This window comes from Colwellia sp. 5_MG-2023 (assembly GCF_030547795.1).
Lineage (GTDB): Bacteria > Pseudomonadota > Gammaproteobacteria > Enterobacterales > Alteromonadaceae > Colwellia.
In genome coordinates this window covers 19,488-38,903 of record NZ_JAUOPW010000012.1, presented here as the reverse complement: position 1 = coordinate 38,903, position 19,416 = coordinate 19,488, and the positions used below count along the sequence as shown (strand labels likewise).

Below are 19,416 nucleotides of genomic sequence, written 5' to 3'. Positions count from 1 at the left end.
AGCGTCGTTTATTTACCACTACGTCCATGTTGTGGTCTAAAGCTCATTAAGGCAAAAAACGATACTGTGATGGTGACAAGTAACACAGTAGTCAACGCCGTAGGTTCAATCTCGCCATAAAGCGCAAACCTTAATAACTCTACACACGCAGTAAAAGGATTAAACTGACATAACCAATATAACCAAAGACTCGCTTCTTTCATCTTCCACAAAGGGTATAACGCACTTGATAAAAAGAACATTGGAAAAATAACAAAATTCATCACACCTGCAAAATTTTCCAATTGTTTAATAAGATTGGATAACATAAGCCCGAGCGAACCTAGAAAGAAAGCGATTAAAAAAATTGCTGGGATTGCCGTAATATAGCCAATTAGTGGGATATCCACATCAACAAATTGAGCGAAAAATAAGAAAATTACAACCTGTAATAATGACAACAAAGCGCTCGCCACTAACTTACTACATAATAAAAATGGTCTTGGTAATGGACTCATCAATAATACTTTCATACTGCCCATTTCACGGTCATATACCATAGAAAGCGAGCTTTGCATGCCATTAAATAAAATAATCATGCAACAAAGCCCTGGAACAATATATTGCTGGTAAGTAATATAAGTACCATAAGGCTCCATAATAGAGACACCTAATGCGGCTCTAAAACCAGCAGCAAAAACCACTAACCACAATAATGGCCTAATTAAGGCACTTAATAAACGAGAACGTTGTTGAAAAAAACGAAAAATATCACGCTTAACAATGCCATTGAAACAATAAAGGTAGGTACGGTTCATTAAGTGATCTCCGTATTAGCCGTTAACATTCTATATAATTGATATATGTCAGCAACATTATGTGTTTCGCATAATTCACGACTTATCCCTTGCACCTTTACTTTTCCTTCATTTAGAATAATAAGTTGATCATCTGCTGATATTTCATCAATTAAATGAGTTGCCCATAACACACAAATTCCCAGTTGTTGACTCAACGTTTTAACGTATTCTGTGATCATTTTTCTACTGTCAATATCTAAGCCGACTGTTGCTTCATCAAGTAATAATACCTTAGGTTTATGGATTAGTGCTCTAGCAATTTCAACACGGCGACGATGACCTCCATTTAATGATCTGACTTTATCATTCAATCGCTGCGTCAATTTCAATTGTGATAATATATCACCAATATTTGTTAACGCTTCGGAGGATGAAATTCCTTGTAAAGCAGCATAATAAACCAAATTTTGCTTAACTGATAAATCTAAATCAACCGTACTTTGTTGAAAAACAACCCCCATAGATTTCATGATTTCAGCTCTATTGTCACGAAAATCATAACCATCAATTTTAATATTGCCTGATGATGGCTGATAAAGACCTGTTAGCATTGAAAACAAGGTACTTTTACCTGCCCCATTTGGGCCAAGCAAAACGTTAAACCCTTTATTAATCGTTAAGTTCAAATCATAAACGGCTGCTTTTTTACCATAATAAAAAGACAGTTCATTAGTTACTATACTCATGGCATTTGACGTATTACAACGCCCCAAGGATAACGCCCCACTTTAATTGATTTGGTTACTTTTAATGCATTAACATCTATCAAAGAAACATCGCCACTGATTCCATTGGTTGTTATTAACTGGCTTTCATCATGATTAAAGGCAAGTTGCCAAACTCTACGCCCAACTAACAGATATTTTTCAATAGACATTGTTTTTCTATCAATAACAGCTACATGATTTGCGGGCCCTAATGCGATAAACGCATACCGGCCATCCTCAGTTAATTCAATACCTACTGGTTGTACACGATCTCGGTGAATGCCCTTAATATGAAAAGTAAATTCTTTAACAATATTTTGTGTCGCCACATCAATAATAACTACCATACCGCCAATTTCAGAGCTCACCCATAGATACTTATTGTCTTTGGTAAAAAGCGCAGATCTTGGTCTGGAGCCAACGAGTGTATTAGCAAAATTTTCATGAGTTTCAGTGTTTATCCAATGTACCATATTGGTTGTTTCTGAGGTGACTACAACAATTTTTCCATTAGGACTTACCGCTAGTCCTTCAGGCTCAACACCTACGTCTATCTGCGTAGTAACACTAGCATCTTCAATATTGATAACTGTTAATAAAGCATCATCTTCATTCGCCGTATAAATAATCTTACCGTTGGGATGTAATACGACCGTTTCTGGATCTTCTCCTGAGGGCAACTCACCAATAATTTGTTCCGTATTTAAATCAACTATTTGGATACGATCTGAATCACTCGCACAAACATAAGCCAGCGATTGATCCTTATTTAAGATAATGCCGCGTGGTCGTTGACCAACATCTATTGTTCTGATGACTTTATTTTGACCCAGATCGATTACCGAAATATTGTCATCTTTCTCATTGGTAACATACGCATACTCGTTGGCATAACTAACGTTAATATTAAATAAAAGAGCTAGACTTAATAATTTTAATAGTAATATGTGTTTCATAATTTATTGTAAACCTTATTTACATTGAGATTCTTGAATATCAAATCCAAGCGTATCAAGTTCAGTTATAGGGTGAAGCATACCTGGTTGTGGCGACTGCGATACCAAGGCATGAGGATGTACTAACGCTAATGGCATTCTTAATTGTTTATTCCATGCTCTAAAGCTCAGTTTCCGTCCCTTATATGCTGCCAATTCAAAGGCATCAGACGTAATATAATCAAGAATATGAGCACTAACATTAGTATTCAGTTCATGTACTGATTGAGCAACACTACGTACAGCAAGGTAACCGGCAAAATCGGTTTCATTCATTTTCCTATTAGCTAATGTCATAAAACGCCCTTGTAATTGTGCCGCTCCCCATTGCTCTATTACAGCATGCCAGGCTAACGCTTCTAGACCTGCCGAGCCAATAACAGGTCGAGGTAAATAAGTATTAAAGGGAATAAACTCTGAAAAATCTTTTTCTTTATCTGCTACGTAAACAGCATCATAATCTTTAATTGTTTGAGTAAATAAAGGAATTTCCTGCTGTGCAGTACGTCTCATATCCGTATTAAAATCCCATACCTTTTCATCAACAACTTTAATACCAAAGCGTTTAGCTGAACGTTTAAAAGATTTTGCCAGTTGAATATCTTCAACTTGACTACCTCGTACCAATAACACATTACTCATACGACGATAAAGTAACCATTGTGCCAGCGCATCAGATTTCATTGCATCGCTAGGTATAGTATGAAATACCGACGCTAAACACTGAGTACTACGAATTTCATCGGCCGGCTCTCCCACATTAAATAACAAAACAGGCTTATCTTTGGCCCACTGATCTATTGGTATTAAATGGATTAACGGAACATCAAGAATAAAAATTCTACGTCCTAGATCATATTCACCTTCGATATAGGCTAATAGTTCTGTTGACTTCTTCGTGACGAAATGTGTTATTTCAAAATGTTGCTGTAAAAACTTACCTGTTGTATTGGAATCATTAATAGCAAGTTTCGCGCCCGAGTATCCTGTATTCTCAGGTATTGGGAAAATATTTGATAACGTTGGTGAGTGCTTTTGTAATAACTGAACATAACTAATATCAACCGTTATAGGCTTTGATAAAGCAGTAAAACAAATAGCCCACGTACTGATAGCAATCCCTTTTAGTAGAAACTTTTTTAACTTTGTCCTTGTCGCAAAAAACATGTTTACCTCAGCTGTATAAAGACGTACAAAAGAAATTAATGACACTAGGTCAAATAAATGTATGTACATAAGCATATAGAAAAACTTACTAAAGTAAAAAATAATCAACTACCACATAAAATGCCTTAATACTTTGATATAAAACAAGATAATATTAAAATGTGGCTTTTTACACCCGTAAAATCATACTAAGTGATGAGAACTAACCGCGCTAAAGTACAATTCTTCCACTACATCAACACAGTTAAGCTTATATCATTAAAAACATATACATAATTAATTTTGTAGAAATTGGAGTACTGAGTGATGATAAAGTTTAATTTAGGTTTAAGCCAAAAATGTTTAATTACATTGATATCTGTTTGTTCATTTAGCATAGCTGCTCACGGCCCTGTAACACCACAAGCAATAAATACTTCTACTTTACCTACCTTAGGTGAAGAATGGTTTGACACGAATCCCTACCGAGAAAAAGAAGGTGATGTGCTCACAGAAATTTTACGCGTAGGTGCTTCTGCTTATAACCAAAATTGTGCTCGTTGTCATGGTTTGGGTGGTGTTTCAGGTGGTATAGCTCCTGATATACGCAAACTGCCAGCGGATTTTGATGGTGATGAATGGTACATTTATCGAGTACAAAATGGTGCGGTAAGAAATGGTGCTGTTTATATGCCGAAAATGACCGAGCATTTAAACCAAGAAGCACTTTGGGCAATTCGTACTTGGTTAGAGTCTGTCAGTGAAAAATAATATTTTAAATGCGCTAATTTTGTGGCTAAGTTGTTGCGGCATTCTTTGCTCAACAGCTCTTGCCCGATCTTACGATGATATTATTGAAAGCAAAGAGATCACTGTTGCTGTTTATCGAGATTATGCACCTTTTTCATACCAAGAAGACGGTAAAGAGAAAGGTATTGATGTCGAAGTCGCCAAACATATCGCCAAAGAATTAGGCGTAGAACTGCATATCAGATGGGTAACAGCAGATGAAGATGTAGAAGGTGATTTACGCAATAATATTTGGAAAGGACATTATCTTAACCGCACTATTGCAGATTTAATGCTCAGAATCCCTTATGATCAAGCATACTCTAACCTTAGAGACGATATTGGCGAACCTGTACATGAACAAGTACATATGTTTGCCCCTTACCATACAGAATCGTGGAAAATCATTTTCAATAAAAACAAAATTGAAGATGTTAGTACCATGGCCGTTTTTCAATACCATAACATTGGTGTTGAAGTCGATTCCATTCCTCAATTTTATCTATTATCGGTCTTCAATGGCCGAATGCGCGACAAAACTAAACAATTTCCTTCTCTACCGTTAGCGATATCGGCCATGCAAACACATAAAGTTGATGCGGTTATGGGGCTACGTAGTCAAATCAGTCACTATCAACAGCAACTTGATCCAAAAACCTATGTGTTAGCAAATAATGGTTTTCCAATGATAGGCAAACAACAATGGGATATTGGAATGGCAATAAAAAGTGATTATCGCCAACTAGGCTATGCTATTGGCGATATTGTTCAGGCGATGGTAACTCAAGGAACAATGAAAGACATTTTCACTCAATATAATGCTATCTACCAAGTGCCTGATTATTACGCCGAAGTAGAATAAGACTAGTCGACATATACAATAGTCAACTTCATCCCTTTAATCATACTAAATGATGAAAAAAACGCTACTGCCGAGTCATATATAAGTAAATAGAGACATTTTAATATCGTTATAGCCTGCTTCAACGTTTATTCATATCTATGATTGATAAACAAGCTTATTAATGACAGCAGGTAAGTAAACATAGTACATGATCTTTAACCAAAAATTTACAACCCGAGAGGAAATAACAATGATAACAACATGTAAAACCAAGGTATTGTCATTATCCATGGCGATATCTTTATCACTAACAGGTATAGCAAATGCTTATGTAACCGATAAAGATATTGCACAAGACCAAATGACCACTGAAAGTATTGTGTCTTATGGAATGGGTCTAAGAGGACAACGTTACAGCCCTCTTGATAAAATAAATATCGACACAGTGAAAGAAATACGTCCAGTATGGGCATTTTCATTAGGTGGCGAAAAACAACGCGGTCAAGAATCTCAACCGATGATTAAAGACGGCGTTATGTATATTACTGGCTCATACTCAAGAGCATACGCTATTGACGTAAATACAGGTGACGAAATTTGGCAATATGATGCTCGTTTACCTGACGGTATTATGCCTTGTTGTGATGTTATTAACCGTGGTGTTGCGCTATATGGCGACCTAGTTATTTTTGGTACCCTTGACGCCAAACTTGTTGCTCTTAATAAAGATACAGGTAAAGTCGTTTGGAAAAAAACGGTAGAAGATTATAAAGCCGGTTATTCAATTACTGCTGCTCCAATTGTTGTTAAAGGTAAAATCATCACAGGTGTTGCTGGTGGTGAATTTGGCGTAGTAGGTAAAGTAAGAGCTTATGATGCTAAAAATGGCCGACTAGTTTGGGAACGTCCTACAGTTGAAGGCCATATGGGTTACATCTGGAAAGATGGTAAAAAAATGGAGAATGGTATTTCTGGTGGCAAACCAGGACAAACATGGCCAGGTGATCTTTGGAAGTCAGGTGGTGCTGCTCCTTGGTTAGGTGGCACGTACGATGCTGACACAGATCTACTTTTCTTTGGCACAGGTAACCCAGCGCCATGGAACTCACATTTACGTCCAGGCGATAACCTTTTCTCATCATCGCGTTTAGCACTAGATCCTGATACCGGAAAAATTGTTTGGCATTTCCAAACAACACCACATGACGGTTGGGATTTCGATGGTGTTAATGAACTGATTCCATTCGACTATAAAGAAAATGGTAAAACAGTTAAGGCTGCGGCAACAGCTGACAGAAACGGCTTTTTCTATGTATTAAACCGTGAGAATGGCGATTTTATTCGAGGCTTCCCATTTGTTGATAAAATCACTTGGGCTAAAGGACTAACCGATAAAGGACGTCCAATTTACGATGATACCAATAGACCAAGCGATCCAAGCAAATCAAAAGATGGTAATAAAGGTAGCACTGTTATTGCAGCCCCTGCTTTCTTAGGTGGTAAAAACTGGATGCCGATGGCTTACAGTCAAGATACTGAACTATTCTATGTGCCTTCAAATGAATGGGAAATGGATATCTGGAACGAACCTACTGCCTATAAAAAAGGGGCAGCTTACTTAGGTGCTGGTTTTACTATTAAACCAATTAATAAAGATTATATTGGTGTATTAAAAGCAATTGACCCTAAAACAGGTAATGTTGTTTGGCGTTACAATAACTACTCACCATTATGGGGTGGTGTACTTGCTACCGCAGGTAACCTAGTATTTACCGGTAATCCTGAAGGTTATTTATTGGCACTTGATGCTAAAACAGGTGAAGTAAAATACAAGTTTAATACCGGCTCAGGTATTGTTGGTACTCCGGTAACCTGGGATATGAATGGCGAACAATACATTTCTGTTTTATCTGGCTGGGGTGGCGCTGTACCACTATGGGGCGGTGATGTTGCCGAGCGTGTGAAACACTTTAACCAAGGTGGCAGTGTGTGGACATTTAAACTGCCTAAATAACCTTAACAACCGTTTAAAAAAGGCTTTTGAATTTATTCAAAAGCCTTTTTTTTAATTAATACGTTGCAACGAATTAATTAAAAAAAAGATATAAAAACCAGCATAAAAGAGCCTATTCCTTCTAAAGTATGATGTTTTCAATGCAAAGGGATAATAGTTTTACTTGCCTTATCAACCTTATTATAGATATACCAAAACACTTTGGTAACAATCAAAGTATACATAAACAAGATCAAGGAAAAGAGTCTTACTCTGACTGATCTAATTACGAGGTGATATATGATCTATGCAAACCCAGGCAGTGAAGGTTCTGTCGTTTCTTTTAAACCTAAATATGAAAACTTTATCGGCGGTGATTGGGTTGCTCCTGTTAAGGGTAATTACTTTACCAATACAACCCCTATTACAGGCGAAGAGATTTGTAAAATACCACGTTCAAGTGCGGAAGATATTGAATTAGCACTCGATGCTGCTCATGCAGCAAAAGTAGCATGGGGGAAAACATCAGTACAAGAACGTTCAAATATTTTATTGCAAATTGCCGATAGAATTGAAGCAAATTTAGAAACTATTGCTGTTGCCGATTCATGGGATAATGGTAAGCCGGTACGTGAAACTCTTGCAGCTGACATTCCGTTAAGTGTTGATCACTTCCGTTACTATGCTGGTTGTATTCGTGCTCAAGAAGGCACACTTTCTCAAATAGATGACGACACTGTTGCTTATCACTTCCACGAGCCTATTGGTGTTGTTGGTCAAATTATTCCTTGGAATTTCCCTATTTTAATGGCGGCATGGAAACTTGCACCTGCCCTTGCTGCTGGTAACTGTATAATACTAAAACCAGCAGAACAAACGCCTGTTAGTATTTTAATATTAATTGAGCTTATCGCAGACTTACTTCCTCCTGGCGTATTAAATATTGTAAACGGCTATGGTAAAGAAGCTGGTGAAGCCTTAGCAACAAGTACACGTATTGGTAAAATTGCCTTTACTGGTTCAACACCTGTCGGTCAACATATATTAAAATGTGCTGCTGAAAACTTAATTCCATCAACTGTTGAGTTAGGTGGTAAATCACCAAACATCTTCTTTAATGACATTACTCAATTTGAAGATGATTTCCTTGAGAAATGTGCTGAAGGCTTTGTATTAGGTTTCTTCAACCAAGGTGAAATTTGTACTTGTCCTTCTCGTGCATTAATCCAAGAAGATATTTTTGATGAATTCATTGAAAAAGTTATCGCTAAAGCGAATAAAATTATTCGTGGTAATCCACTAGATACTGAAACTATGGTTGGTGCTCAAGCATCTGAAGAACAGTTCGATAAAATCATGAGCTATTTAACTATTGGTAAAGATGAAGGTGCTAAAGTACTGACAGGCGGCGATAAAGAAAGCTTAGTAAATGAACTAGGCAACGGTTATTACATTCAGCCAACAATCATGAAAGGTAATAACTCAATGCGTATTTTCCAAGAAGAAATTTTTGGGCCTGTTATTGCCGTGACCACTTTTAAAGATGAAGCTGAAGCGCTTGCTATCGCTAACGACAGTGCATTTGGTTTAGGTGCTGGTGTTTGGACACGTGATGCCAACGTTGCTCATCGTATGGGCCGTGGTATTCAATCTGGACGTGTATGGACTAACTGTTACCATTTATACCCTGCTCATGCTGCCTTCGGTGGTTACAAAAAATCAGGTATTGGTCGCGAAACTCATAAAATGATGCTTGATCATTATCAGCAAACTAAAAACTTATTAGTGAGCTACAGCACAAGTCCTTTAGGCTTCTTCTAAGCTTAATAGTGTTGACTGAATGAGTGCCAACTATGGAGTAATGCTGCTCATTCAGCCAACAAAAAATTAAACAATTTATATAGCCTTTACTTAGCATATGACTAAATATGAAGTAAAGGCTATAACAATTTCTTTGGGTGTTAACATGCATTCTAAAAAAGTAAACCCGTTAATATTGTGGGTAACCCTGACCCTTTTTTTTATGTTATCACCCTCTTTTACCGCTTTAGCTTTCAATAACCAAACAAATCCAAATGCGACATCCATTGAGGATGATATTGCCCATATTTTTCCTAGCGCAACTCGCATTGGCCCTATCGATAAAGAAATTCCTGTTACACCAGTTTATCAACTGAATGAACTCTTAGGTTATGTTTTCGAATCTGATGATTTTGTCAATTTCATTGGCTTTTCTGGCCAAACAATTAATGTACTAATTGGTATTGATACCGACGGTGTATTTACCGGATTAAAAATATTAAAGCACAATGAACCGATCTTTTTACATGGCTTAGGTGAAGAGCCAATGTTTGATTTTATTAAGCAATTTAAAGGACATTCAGTAAAAGAGCGCTTCATCGTGAATGCACGAAATAAAGACTCGCTTGGTGCAACATATATTGATGGAGTCACGAAGGCGACGATATCAGTATTAGTTATTAATGACACCATTACCGCCTCCGCTATTCAGGTCGCTCGAGAGCGGCTCTCTGGTTTTGTTGCTCCATCACGAACCAGTATTAATCCTGACTACTATAAAGTGCTCACTTTCGCTGAACTTTTAAATGAAAACCTTATTAAACATTGGCGAGTTACACGTGATCAAGCACTGGCAATTGTTGATAAATCATCCTCAAGCTTAATAAATAAAATTAACCAAGTAAGCGAAGGAGAAAATGACTTTATCGATTTATACTTTGCTTTTGTCCATGTGCCTATTATTGGTAAAAATTTATTAGGTGAACAAGAATATCAACGCTTAATTGAAAGCTTAAAGCCTGATGAACACGCATTAATGGTATTTGGTCGTGGTAAATATGCTTTTGTTAGTGATGAGTTTATCCCCCAAACCGTACCTAGTCGTTTAACAGGACAACAAGCGACACTGCCGGTTGATCTTCGTGATATCGACTTTTATAGCTATTATGAGCCGTCATTTATACAAGCAGTTCCAGACTTTACTGATATAAAAGTCTTTCGTATAAAAGCTCAGTCTGGTTTCGAATTAAATAAAAGTTTATCGTTATCCCTAACATTGAATTACAACCAGTCTTTTTTATCTAAAAATCAGTATAGCTTTACAATTGATAATACCTTACCTGACTATTTATTTATTCATAAAGATGTAGAAGTTAATCCAGACAAAAAACAACCTTTATGGTTAAAAATCTGGATAGAGCGTAAGCTTGAAATACTAATATTAAGTGCTTACCTCTTCTTTTTGTCTTGGTTGTTTATTAAACAAGAAACCATTGCTAAAAATGTTAAAAAGACACATAAATTACGTTTTGCGTCATTAACTTTCGTCCTGTTTTTTATCGGATTTTACTCGCAAGGTCAATTATCAGTAGTCAACATTTACACACTACTATTATCGATATGGCAAGGGTTTAATATTGATGTTTTTCTACTTGATCCCATTATTTTTATTCTTTGGATTTTTGTTTTTATCAGTTTATTCTTATTTGGCAGAGGCTTGTTTTGTGGATGGTTATGCCCCTTTGGTGCCTTGCAAGAATTTGCCGCATTAATCGCCAACAAGTTAAAGATAAAACAAATTAAAATAAAACCACATCATCATAGTAGAGCGCAAAAAATAAAATATGCCGTGTTGATATTATTAGTTGGTAGCTCTTTTTATTCGCTTAGTATTGCCGAAAAGCTTGCCGAAATTGAACCATTTAAAACAAGTATTACATTAAATTTTGTACGTTACTGGCCATTTGTTCTCTATGTTGTTTTATTATTAGCACTGAGCTTGAAGATTCATAAGTTTTATTGTCGCTATTTATGTCCGTTAGGCGCTGGCCTTGCTATCATTGGTCGCTATCCTATTTTTAAGTGGTTAAGACGACGCAAAGAATGTGGCACACCATGCCAACTTTGTCGTAACAAGAAATGTGGAATAGATGCGATAAACCAAGACGGTTCAATTGATTACGGGGAGTGTATTCAATGTTTGGAATGTTTAGTTACTATTGAGAGCCCACAACAGTGTGTTGTTAATAAATATTCAAATAAACCAAAGAGAAAAAAGAATGCAACAACGTCTACACCGATAACGGTTAACTATATTGAACTATAACGAGTCAATAATATGGTAGGCGTATAATAACAATAAAATTAATAGGTAACCTTATGCAGCCAATAAAAACAATAACCGCAGTCAGTACAGCTACCGATCCATTAATTGCTAGCCAAGAGCTCTACCAGCAGCTTAATAAAGAAAATATCTGTTTTATATTATTTTATTGCTCATCAACTTATGCGCTGTACACACTAGCACAAACAATGGAAAGTACTTTCAAGGACATCGAAATTGTTGGCTGCACAACTGCAGGAGAAGTAAGCCAGCAAGGTTACAAGCAGCACTCTATTGTTGCGATTGGATTTTCTAGCCAATACTTTGCCATCAGTTCAGCCTTAATTGAATCAATGGAAACATTCGACACCATCAGCGCACAATCAACCATCAACGAACTGATAGAACAGTGCCAAGCTAAAAAATTAACCGACATTAAAAACAATAGTTTTTTACTTACATTGCTCGATGGACTTTCTTCCAACGAAGAGCAATTTTTAGTAACACTAAACTCTGCTTGTAGAGGCATCCCTCACTTTGGCGGCTCTGCCGGTGATGATATTAGTTTAGCGAAAACACATGTCTATTATCAAGGAAGTTTTTATCAAAATTCAGCCATTGTCATCATGGTAAATACTATCTTATCTTTTGAAGTCTTTAACTGTAATCATATTGCCCGTCCGATAGAAAAATTAGTCGTGACAGCCGCAAATGCAGACAGTAGAACTGTGTATGAACTAAATGCTGAGCCGGCAGCGCTTGAATATGCAAAATTATTAAACATGAATTTGAAAGACTTAAGTCCTGAAGTATTTTCACTGAACCCGTTGGCAGTTAAAGTTGGCGGGCACTACTATATTCGTTCAATTCAAAAAGTTAATGAGGCTGACTTAAGTTTGACCTTTTACTGCGCTGTCGATGTTGGTATTGTGCTCACGGCAGTTGAAATGGGCGATATATTTGCTCCAGTAGTACATAAATTAGACGAAATATCATTGCGTTACGGTAAACCAGAGTTGGTTTTAGCCTGTGATTGCTTTTTAAGACGCCTAGAGATAGAACAAAAAGGCCTCGAAAATAAAGTACGAGAGTTAAATAATAAGTACAGTATTGCGGGATTTAATACCTATGGCGAGCATATTAATGGTACACATTTAAATCAAACATTTACCGGTGTTTACATTGCCGGAGGTATTAATGAGTAATCAAGCTTTAGAAGAAGAACTTGCTCAATTAAGACAGCAAAATAGTAAATTAAAAAAAATTAACGATGCCTTGATGCAACGTGTTGAAGATAGTGGTGAAAATCAATATGCACCTTATACAGCATTTGAACACTCCGTACATCTAGCTGAACAAGTGCGAGAAAAGACTCACACTCTAAACGAAACTTTAGCAAAACTTGAACGAAGTAATCATGCTTTAAAACTAGCTAACGCACAAGCTAACCTGTTCAAACAGCGCTTTGTTGATGCGATAGAAAGCATTACAGAAGCCTTTGTATTACTCGACAGTAAAGGTCGAATTATCTTACAAAACAGTAATTTTGCTAATTTTTGGAAAAACTCAGGGTTGCCGATTAAGAAAGGTGCCAACCTAAAAGACTTAAAAGAATTAGCTAAAACACGTGGCCTTATTCGACGTGCATCACCTGGTGATGCGTTTGCTAGCCCAGTATACCAACTCGCAGATGAACGATGGTTTCAATTAAACGAACACCGAACCAGTGAAGGTGGTTGGGTTATGCTCTATACCGACATTACGGCGGTAAAAACGGCAGAAAGTGCTCGTTATGAACGAGGGATGGCACAAAAATCATTATTATTACAAAACTTAATTGATAATCTCTCGCAAGGTGTGGTGTTAATTAGTAACCAAAATAAGATTGAAGTATGGAATAGACGCTTTTCACAGCTTAGTTCATTATCTTCTAACCTTTTACAGTTGATCCCTAGTACTGATAATATGCAAAAATTAACAGAACTCGATTTAGCTCCCAAGTTTAACACCAATAATGAATATTACACTCAAACCCTTACTGATGGCACAGTACTAGAAATAAGGGATCATCGTCTAAATAACGGTAAAATAATTAAAACTTATAGTGATATTACCGCACGACATCGCTATGCTGAATCATTAATAAAAAGTGAGAGTTGGCTACGACTGATCACAGATAACGTTCCTGCAATGATTGCTTATGTGGGTAAAGATTTAAAGTATCAATTTACTAATCAAGTTTATGTTGACTGGTACGGCTGGCCTCAAGGGGCCCTAAATGGCTTAGAATTAGAGCAGAATCGTGTTCAGTCAGAGTTCATTAAGTTAAAGCCTTATGTCGATCGAGCTTTAAATGGTGAGAGTGTAATTTTTGAGATTAAAGAAAAAAACAAAAATAATGAATTAAGCTACTTATTAAAATCCTACGTGCCTAACCGTGATGCAAAAGGTGATGTTCAAGGTTTTTTTGTACTTATTCGTGATGTTACTGAACGTCGTAAAAATGCTCTCGCTTTACAAAAAGCCCATGATGAACTCGAGATTAGAGTACAAGAGCGAACATTTCAATTACAAAGCTTAAACAATAAATTGCAGACAGAAGTAGAAGACCGTCGTCAAGCACAAATCAACCTACAAAAAGCAAAAAGTGAAGCTGAGTTTGCCAACAGTTCAAAAACTAAGTTCCTTGCGGCGGTAAGTCATGATTTATTGCAACCGTTAAATGCTGCACAACTATTCACTAGCTCATTAATGGACTCACCTTTAGAAGGTAACACCCAAAAATTACTACGCTCAGTTTCCAATTCACTCGATGATTTAGAGAATCTAATTTGCACCTTGGTCGATATTTCAAAACTTGATGCTGGTGTTGTAAAAGCGGATAAAAGCTCATTCAAATTGTCCGAATTACTCGACAATTTAGTCAGTGAATATCGACATGTCAGCGGGCAATTTCAAGTAGAACTACGTCATGTTCGTAGTGATGTTATTGTGCACAGTGATAGTGTTTTACTCGTGCGTATATTACGTAATTTTCTATCAAATGCTTTTCGATATACAGACAATGGTAAAGTTTTACTTGGCTGTAGACGTAAGGGTAATCATATTTTCATTGAAGTTTGGGATAATGGTACTGGGATAGCTAAAGATCAGATTCAAGAAATATTTAAAGAATTTAAAAGGTTAAATTCGTCACACACCGCCTTTCGGAACGGCTTGGGTTTAGGCTTAGCGATTGTAGATAAAATATCTAAAGTACTCGAACATCCAATTATGGTAAATTCAACATTAGGTAAAGGATCCGTATTTTCAGTAAAAGTACCACTGGGTAAAATCAGTAATGTCTCACAAGCAAGTGATCAGTATAATTATAACCTCGATACCACACTACTAACCAATAGTAAAATTTGGCTTATTGATAACGACGCTAGCATTTGCGCGGGCATGTCACAATTGTTAGAACGCTGGGGCTGTGTTGTGATAACAGCTTCGAGTCTACAACATTTGGAGCAAAAAGTAAGCGTTACCACTGACAAAGCAGATATCTTGATTGTTGACTATCACCTTGATGATGATGTGAACGGACTATCATTAGCAAAAGAAATTAACGCATCACGTAGCGAGCCTCTTCCTATAATGATGATTACAGCAAATTACAGTAAAGAACTAAAAGATGAAGTAAAAGAAAGTGGTATTTTATTGTTAAATAAACCAGTGAAGCCAATGAAGTTAAAAACATCCATGCTTTATTTATTAAAATAACCTTTGTTCAGATTAACATGATAACGTGTTCAACATACTAGCCTGATGATAAACAAACTTTAATGACACATAAAAAATAACGCCTTAATAGTGCTTTTATTATAAAGCACTATTAAGGCGTTATTTATCGTTCATATTTTACTTTTAAGCTGTATACTCCGCTTAGTTTAATATTAATGACAATAAATTAATTAATATTGTGACTTTTACGTTTATTGTTCGTTATACCCCTAGAAAGTAAATTTTTTATTCCTCTTACTTTTTCAGTTTACATTAAAGTTCACACTAAATTTTATCAAATCAGATAGATAACAAGGAAAGAAATGAAAAAAATGAGTTTACGAACGCGTCAGTTTATTAATGATAATATAAAAATTAATGCTGCAGCCTCTTCTTATCCACAACGAATTGTAGCTCCTGGCGCTGTTAACAACATAATTAAAGCAACTGAGCCTACTTTAAATAGCCAATCACCAACCTTAAATCACTCCAGACGCCTGAAGATTGATAAGTAAAAATTGTCTCTGTGTTGTTTGCCAAAACCTTATAAATTGTTAAATTCAAATTAGTTCAAATATAGGTTTTGGCTATACCTTTATTATGGTAATAAAGGTATTTTTGACGTATATGAAAAAACTCAGAGATACGCTATTACCTTAACTTCCCTTTCAAAAATTCGATAATCCTTTTATGTCGCATTTTTATAGCAGATAACTTTAAATTACAGATATCTGCTATTTCTTGAAACTCTAATTCAGTACGATAACGCAATAACATTATATTACGATCTTCAAATGATAAGTTTTTCATTAAGGCCGATAGTACCGCAGGTAAATCTTCATAATCATTATTCTCTACGACTAAATTCTCCAGGTACTCATCATCGTTGATCATGGCATCCCAACGGCGGTCTCTTATTTTATTAATACATTCATTGTGTGCAATTTTAAATAACCATGCTTTAAAAGACCCAACCCACTTAAAGCTTTTCAAGTGAGTTAGAGCCTTAATAATTGTTTCTTGCACAACATCTTCTGCATCAGACAGGTTATTCAGCAGTTTCGCACAATATCCTTTTAAAACAGGCAAATATGGTGTGATTAATTGCTGAAACAGACGCGTATCGTAAGGCAGACTTTCTTGCACTAAAGCAACAAGCTGGCGTTCGGTAAGGGTACTCAAAAGTTAAAAAACCTAATTATTGTTTAGTAACTTTATTCGCTAATAAAAAGGTATTAGGCACTGTTGTTATCGATTCATTTTCACCCATAACTTTACTTGCGACACTACCAATAGAAGCTAACGTTCCTTTGATATCTTTTACTTCAATGTTATCGCCTACTTGATACATTTCTCGTAAATAAACTCCGGCTACAATTTCTTGTGCCATTGACTTGGTTCCTATTCCTAAAGAAATAGCGGCAGCCAAACCAACACTAGCAATAACAACGGTCATAATGTTGTTAAGCAGAGATACATCAATATCAAGTTGAGTGATTGATAACGAAATAGTGATAACAATAATAATACCACGACATACTTCAGCAACAGAGCGGCCATAATCAACACCTGTATTCTTAGCTGCTATTTTTACACCATTGAAAACGATCTGCGCAACAAAAAAGCCACAAGATAATACGGCGAGTGAAGCAAGTAACTTAGGTAAGAATAAAACTAATGTATCGATTAAACCTGAAAGTACTGTTAAACCAACAATATCTAATGCCGCTAATAAAAATATTAACAAGAAAAATATTGAAATAAGACTAGAAACAATTTGGCTACCAGTAACCGTTACTTCCATTTTTTTCAATAAAGCATCTAAACCAAGTTTATCTAAAAAGGTATTAAAGCCAATTTTGATTAATGTTTTATTTAAAAAACGTTTAATCATTGAAGAAATCATCCAACCAACCAGTAAAAAAACAATGGCAACAATTAGGTCTGGTATAAAGGTGACAACTTTATGCCAAATAACCATAAAACCGGTATATGCTTTATCTGTAATGTTTTCAGTATCCATCATTTGTTCTCATCATTTATCGTGTTAGTGTTTATCGTCTTTGGATTTGCTGCTACTTTCTTAAATATTGGCTTTAGTATTTTCATAAATATGCTAACAAAAACTATCCAAATAGAAGCCATACCCAATGTAATCAGGTCTTTAGAGCCTTGCTGGTTATTCATAGTTACTGTGGCGCGCTTAAATAGCTCATCATCTGAAGTATTAAAGGCAAATTCACTATCACGCTTAAGCTCTAATGCTATATTCTTTTCTATATTTTTCATCTTTTCCTCTAGCAATAATTTTTATCGCTTTACCTTATAACGATTGAGTCGCTCAAAAGTCACATTTAAATTTATATATGTTTAATTTTTATCCTTGTATACCTATCTATTACTGATTAAACCAGTGCATTCTACTTTATTTAAGTAATTTTTTATTACCTAAACATAAATAAAATTTTGTGACTTTCTAAAATTCTATCCGTTATAGCTCGGTATGTCGGTTTTATTAAACGATAACTACTAACACGCCCTTTAACACTTTCGACTAAGATGACTCATGAATAACATTAATATCAACACCCAAAATCAACAGGGAAATGTTTCGATTAAGACTATTTCTAAAGATAATAATGAAGAGAATGGAGGCTTACTAGCGCCGGAACAGTGGGAAAAAAGAAACAGTAATATACTCCCCCCTTATTGGTCTGATGATTATGCTTTTGCTCTGCACAAGGGATACCAGCAATATTTATTAAAAAACAAAGAATATATTGAACAGTCTTCTTATGAGCTGTTACTTAATGATACTGAAACACAACAAGAAACATCATTTACTAGAATATTTGTTACTTTTCAAAAAAAAATGGATCAAGGTAATTTACAGCTGGTATTAAAAACACATCAGACGGATGAAATTACGTTATGTGACATAATAGATCTTGAAGAACAACTTACTAATTCAAAGCGTATTATTAACCAACAAGTTGATTTTGCTCGTGCCTTACATGCAAAAATACCTGACTTTTGTATTGCGCATGGTCAGCAGCTTTTATTGCGTATTACAGGAGGATTTCTCCTTAAAGACAACATCCTTGTTTGTTCTAAATCACTATAAACGCCACTTTTAAACTAACTCTACCTTTACTTAATTAGATGCTTAATATGTTGTTAAACTGAATATCTACCCTACTTTTATCACTTGTTTCCCCGTAAAACCGCCATTAATTTGTGTATGTAATGCGTAAGAAACATCTTTTGCAGAAAAATTCACTAAGGTGACTTCAGGTGTATGAACACTATTTTTTGCCACAGCATCAAGTAATTCATTACTCATAAACCCCATTTTTTGCTGAGCACATAAACTATTGCTTAACCATGCCCCTGCTAAAGAAATAATACCAATATTTGGTGCTTTCCTGAACATAAGTGCAGGCTCTAAAAATGGTAAAGGTTTCAAACAAGCAATACGACCACAAAAGCGCATAAGTTCGATGTTACGAGCGGTAAATTCCCCACCAAGTGAATCAAGCACAGCATCAAAACCTTCGGGCCCTATCTCTGAACTTATTTTCTGATGTAGCTTGTCATCCTGTGAATCAAAAACAAAATCAGCCCCTAATTGCTTTACTAATTTATGATTACGTTTAGCTGCTGTTGTAAAGACATCAGCCCCTAAGCTTTTAGCAAATTGAATCGCAAATTGCCCTACACTGCTAGCACCTGCATCAATAAATATTACTTCACCTTGTGTAACTTGTAACTTTTTCATGGCGATTAAAGCCGCCATTCCTGAGCATGGTAATGTTGCGGCATCACTACCGCTAATATTATTGGGAACAACTGACACAGCGAAATTAGGTACGGTAGCATAATCACTTAATATACCTTGTTTTTCTATATTGGCGTGCCACATAACACGGTCGCCAACATTAGGAAATAAGCCTTTCTTGGCTTCTACAACAGTGCCTACAGCGTCAAACCCTATAGTATGAGGGTATTGCCAATCACAAAAACCAGTTTTAACTAATTCTGCATCAATAGGATTCAAACCTACATATTCCACTTTAACTAACAGCTCTTGTTCACCGCGTATTGGAAGTGGAATTTGAACCTCAGATAAAGTTAATTCATCATTAGGTTTAACAAGTACAATTGCTCGCATCGATTTAGGTAGGTCAATTATGTTTATTTCGTTGCTATTTAACATGA

The 19,416-nt window shown here is 35.9% G+C and carries 17 protein-coding genes; 9 read left to right on the top strand and 8 right to left on the bottom strand.

From position 1 onward, the window contains the following. Positions 1-8 precede the first annotated feature (8 nt). From Q4496_RS09995 to Q4496_RS09980, 4 genes are read right to left on the bottom strand one after another with little or no spacing between them, the layout of a single operon-like run. Entirely contained in the window at positions 9-797 is a 789-nt protein-coding gene (locus Q4496_RS09995; protein WP_215972618.1) for an ABC transporter permease, read from the bottom strand. Continuing rightward, on the bottom strand, positions 797-1,525 hold the full coding sequence (locus tag Q4496_RS09990) for an ABC transporter ATP-binding protein (RefSeq protein ID WP_215972619.1): 729 nt from the start codon (positions 1,523-1,525) through the stop codon (positions 797-799). The genes Q4496_RS09995 and Q4496_RS09990 overlap by 1 nt, the downstream gene beginning before the upstream one ends. Continuing rightward, a complete protein-coding gene (locus tag Q4496_RS09985; RefSeq protein ID WP_215972620.1) occupies positions 1,522-2,502 on the bottom strand; it encodes a YVTN family beta-propeller repeat protein in 981 nt (326 codons plus the stop codon). The genes Q4496_RS09990 and Q4496_RS09985 overlap by 4 nt, the downstream gene beginning before the upstream one ends. A 15-nt stretch (positions 2,503-2,517) precedes the next feature. After that, complete coding sequence (locus tag Q4496_RS09980) at positions 2,518-3,783, bottom strand: ABC transporter substrate-binding protein (RefSeq protein ID WP_252727435.1); 1,266 nt, start codon at positions 3,781-3,783, stop codon at positions 2,518-2,520. A 231-nt stretch (positions 3,784-4,014) separates the two neighbouring features. Between Q4496_RS09980 and pedF the strand changes: the two genes are divergently transcribed. From pedF to Q4496_RS09940, 8 genes are all read left to right on the top strand, one after another. Next, positions 4,015-4,458: a cytochrome c-550 PedF gene (gene pedF / locus Q4496_RS09975; protein WP_215972632.1), complete on the top strand. Its 444-nt coding sequence runs from the start codon at positions 4,015-4,017 to the stop codon at positions 4,456-4,458. 1 nt (position 4,459) lies between these two features. After that, the gene (locus tag Q4496_RS09970) at positions 4,460-5,338 is read left to right on the top strand and encodes an ABC transporter substrate-binding protein (RefSeq protein WP_303495476.1); all 879 of its coding nucleotides are present in this window, start codon (positions 4,460-4,462) and stop codon (positions 5,336-5,338) included. Positions 5,339-5,609: 271 nt separating this feature from the next. Beyond that, complete coding sequence (locus Q4496_RS09965) at positions 5,610-7,334, top strand: PQQ-dependent methanol/ethanol family dehydrogenase (RefSeq protein ID WP_289847529.1); 1,725 nt, start codon at positions 5,610-5,612, stop codon at positions 7,332-7,334. 279 nt (positions 7,335-7,613) lie between these two features. After that, on the top strand, positions 7,614-9,134 hold the full coding sequence (locus Q4496_RS09960; RefSeq protein WP_215972623.1) for an aldehyde dehydrogenase family protein: 1,521 nt from the start codon (positions 7,614-7,616) through the stop codon (positions 9,132-9,134). 145 nt (positions 9,135-9,279) lie between these two features. Continuing rightward, on the top strand, positions 9,280-11,439 hold the full coding sequence (locus Q4496_RS09955; RefSeq protein ID WP_215972624.1) for a 4Fe-4S binding protein: 2,160 nt from the start codon (positions 9,280-9,282) through the stop codon (positions 11,437-11,439). Between the two features lie 53 nt (positions 11,440-11,492). After that, positions 11,493-12,641, top strand: coding sequence for a nitric oxide-sensing protein NosP (gene nosP, locus Q4496_RS09950; RefSeq protein WP_215972625.1), 1,149 nt, complete (start codon positions 11,493-11,495; stop codon positions 12,639-12,641). Continuing rightward, positions 12,634-15,198, top strand: a complete 2,565-nt coding sequence (locus tag Q4496_RS09945; RefSeq protein WP_215972626.1) for a PAS domain-containing hybrid sensor histidine kinase/response regulator — start codon at positions 12,634-12,636, stop codon at positions 15,196-15,198. The genes nosP and Q4496_RS09945 overlap by 8 nt, the downstream gene beginning before the upstream one ends. Positions 15,199-15,521: 323 nt before the next feature. Then, entirely contained in the window at positions 15,522-15,713 is a 192-nt protein-coding gene (locus tag Q4496_RS09940; RefSeq protein WP_215972338.1) for a hypothetical protein, read from the top strand. A 136-nt stretch (positions 15,714-15,849) separates the two neighbouring features. On the opposite strand, the gene sigX is transcribed toward Q4496_RS09940, so the two are convergent. The 3 genes from sigX to Q4496_RS09925 are packed head-to-tail and all read right to left on the bottom strand — an operon-like array spanning position 15,850 to position 17,487. Next, a complete protein-coding gene (gene sigX, locus Q4496_RS09935; RefSeq protein ID WP_303610389.1) occupies positions 15,850-16,380 on the bottom strand; it encodes an RNA polymerase sigma factor SigX in 531 nt (176 codons plus the stop codon). 16 nt (positions 16,381-16,396) lie between these two features. Then, on the bottom strand, positions 16,397-17,224 hold the full coding sequence (locus tag Q4496_RS09930; RefSeq protein ID WP_252727414.1) for a mechanosensitive ion channel domain-containing protein: 828 nt from the start codon (positions 17,222-17,224) through the stop codon (positions 16,397-16,399). Next, complete coding sequence (locus Q4496_RS09925) at positions 17,221-17,487, bottom strand: hypothetical protein (RefSeq protein WP_215972340.1); 267 nt, start codon at positions 17,485-17,487, stop codon at positions 17,221-17,223. The genes Q4496_RS09930 and Q4496_RS09925 overlap by 4 nt, the downstream gene beginning before the upstream one ends. A gap of 277 nt (positions 17,488-17,764) precedes the next feature. On the opposite strand from Q4496_RS09925, the gene Q4496_RS09920 reads away from it, so the two are divergent. Then, positions 17,765-18,322, top strand: coding sequence for a hypothetical protein (locus Q4496_RS09920; RefSeq protein ID WP_303610388.1), 558 nt, complete (start codon positions 17,765-17,767; stop codon positions 18,320-18,322). Between the two features lie 66 nt (positions 18,323-18,388). Here the strand turns inward: Q4496_RS09920 and Q4496_RS09915 are convergent, their stop codons facing one another. Then, positions 18,389-19,414 carry a zinc-binding dehydrogenase gene (locus Q4496_RS09915; RefSeq protein ID WP_215972342.1) on the bottom strand — a complete coding sequence of 342 codons (1,026 nt, stop codon included), beginning with the start codon at positions 19,412-19,414 and terminating at the stop codon, positions 18,389-18,391. Between the last annotated feature and the right edge of the window lie 2 nt (positions 19,415-19,416).

What these genes read in the sequence shown, in the direction of transcription:
- Q4496_RS09995 (WP_215972618.1), bottom strand. Translation starts at nt 797, where the DNA reads ATGAACCGTACCTACCTTTATTGTTTCAATGGCATTGTTAAGCGTGAT.
- Q4496_RS09990 (WP_215972619.1), bottom strand. Translation starts at nt 1,525, where the DNA reads ATGAGTATAGTAACTAATGAACTGTCTTTTTATTATGGTAAAAAAGCA.
- Q4496_RS09985 (WP_215972620.1), bottom strand. Translation starts at nt 2,502, where the DNA reads ATGAAACACATATTACTATTAAAATTATTAAGTCTAGCTCTTTTATTT.
- Q4496_RS09980 (WP_252727435.1), bottom strand. Translation starts at nt 3,783, where the DNA reads ATGCTTATGTACATACATTTATTTGACCTAGTGTCATTAATTTCTTTT.
- pedF (WP_215972632.1), top strand. Translation starts at nt 4,015, where the DNA reads ATGATAAAGTTTAATTTAGGTTTAAGCCAAAAATGTTTAATTACATTG.
- Q4496_RS09965 (WP_289847529.1), top strand. Translation starts at nt 5,610, where the DNA reads ATGGCGATATCTTTATCACTAACAGGTATAGCAAATGCTTATGTAACC.
- Q4496_RS09960 (WP_215972623.1), top strand. Translation starts at nt 7,614, where the DNA reads ATGATCTATGCAAACCCAGGCAGTGAAGGTTCTGTCGTTTCTTTTAAA.
- Q4496_RS09955 (WP_215972624.1), top strand. Translation starts at nt 9,280, where the DNA reads ATGCATTCTAAAAAAGTAAACCCGTTAATATTGTGGGTAACCCTGACC.
- nosP (WP_215972625.1), top strand. Translation starts at nt 11,493, where the DNA reads ATGCAGCCAATAAAAACAATAACCGCAGTCAGTACAGCTACCGATCCA.
- Q4496_RS09945 (WP_215972626.1), top strand. Translation starts at nt 12,634, where the DNA reads ATGAGTAATCAAGCTTTAGAAGAAGAACTTGCTCAATTAAGACAGCAA.
- Q4496_RS09940 (WP_215972338.1), top strand. Translation starts at nt 15,522, where the DNA reads ATGAAAAAAATGAGTTTACGAACGCGTCAGTTTATTAATGATAATATA.
- Q4496_RS09930 (WP_252727414.1), bottom strand. Translation starts at nt 17,224, where the DNA reads ATGATGGATACTGAAAACATTACAGATAAAGCATATACCGGTTTTATG.
- Q4496_RS09925 (WP_215972340.1), bottom strand. Translation starts at nt 17,487, where the DNA reads ATGAAAAATATAGAAAAGAATATAGCATTAGAGCTTAAGCGTGATAGT.
- Q4496_RS09920 (WP_303610388.1), top strand. Translation starts at nt 17,765, where the DNA reads ATGAATAACATTAATATCAACACCCAAAATCAACAGGGAAATGTTTCG.
- Q4496_RS09915 (WP_215972342.1), bottom strand. Translation starts at nt 19,414, where the DNA reads ATGTTAAATAGCAACGAAATAAACATAATTGACCTACCTAAATCGATG.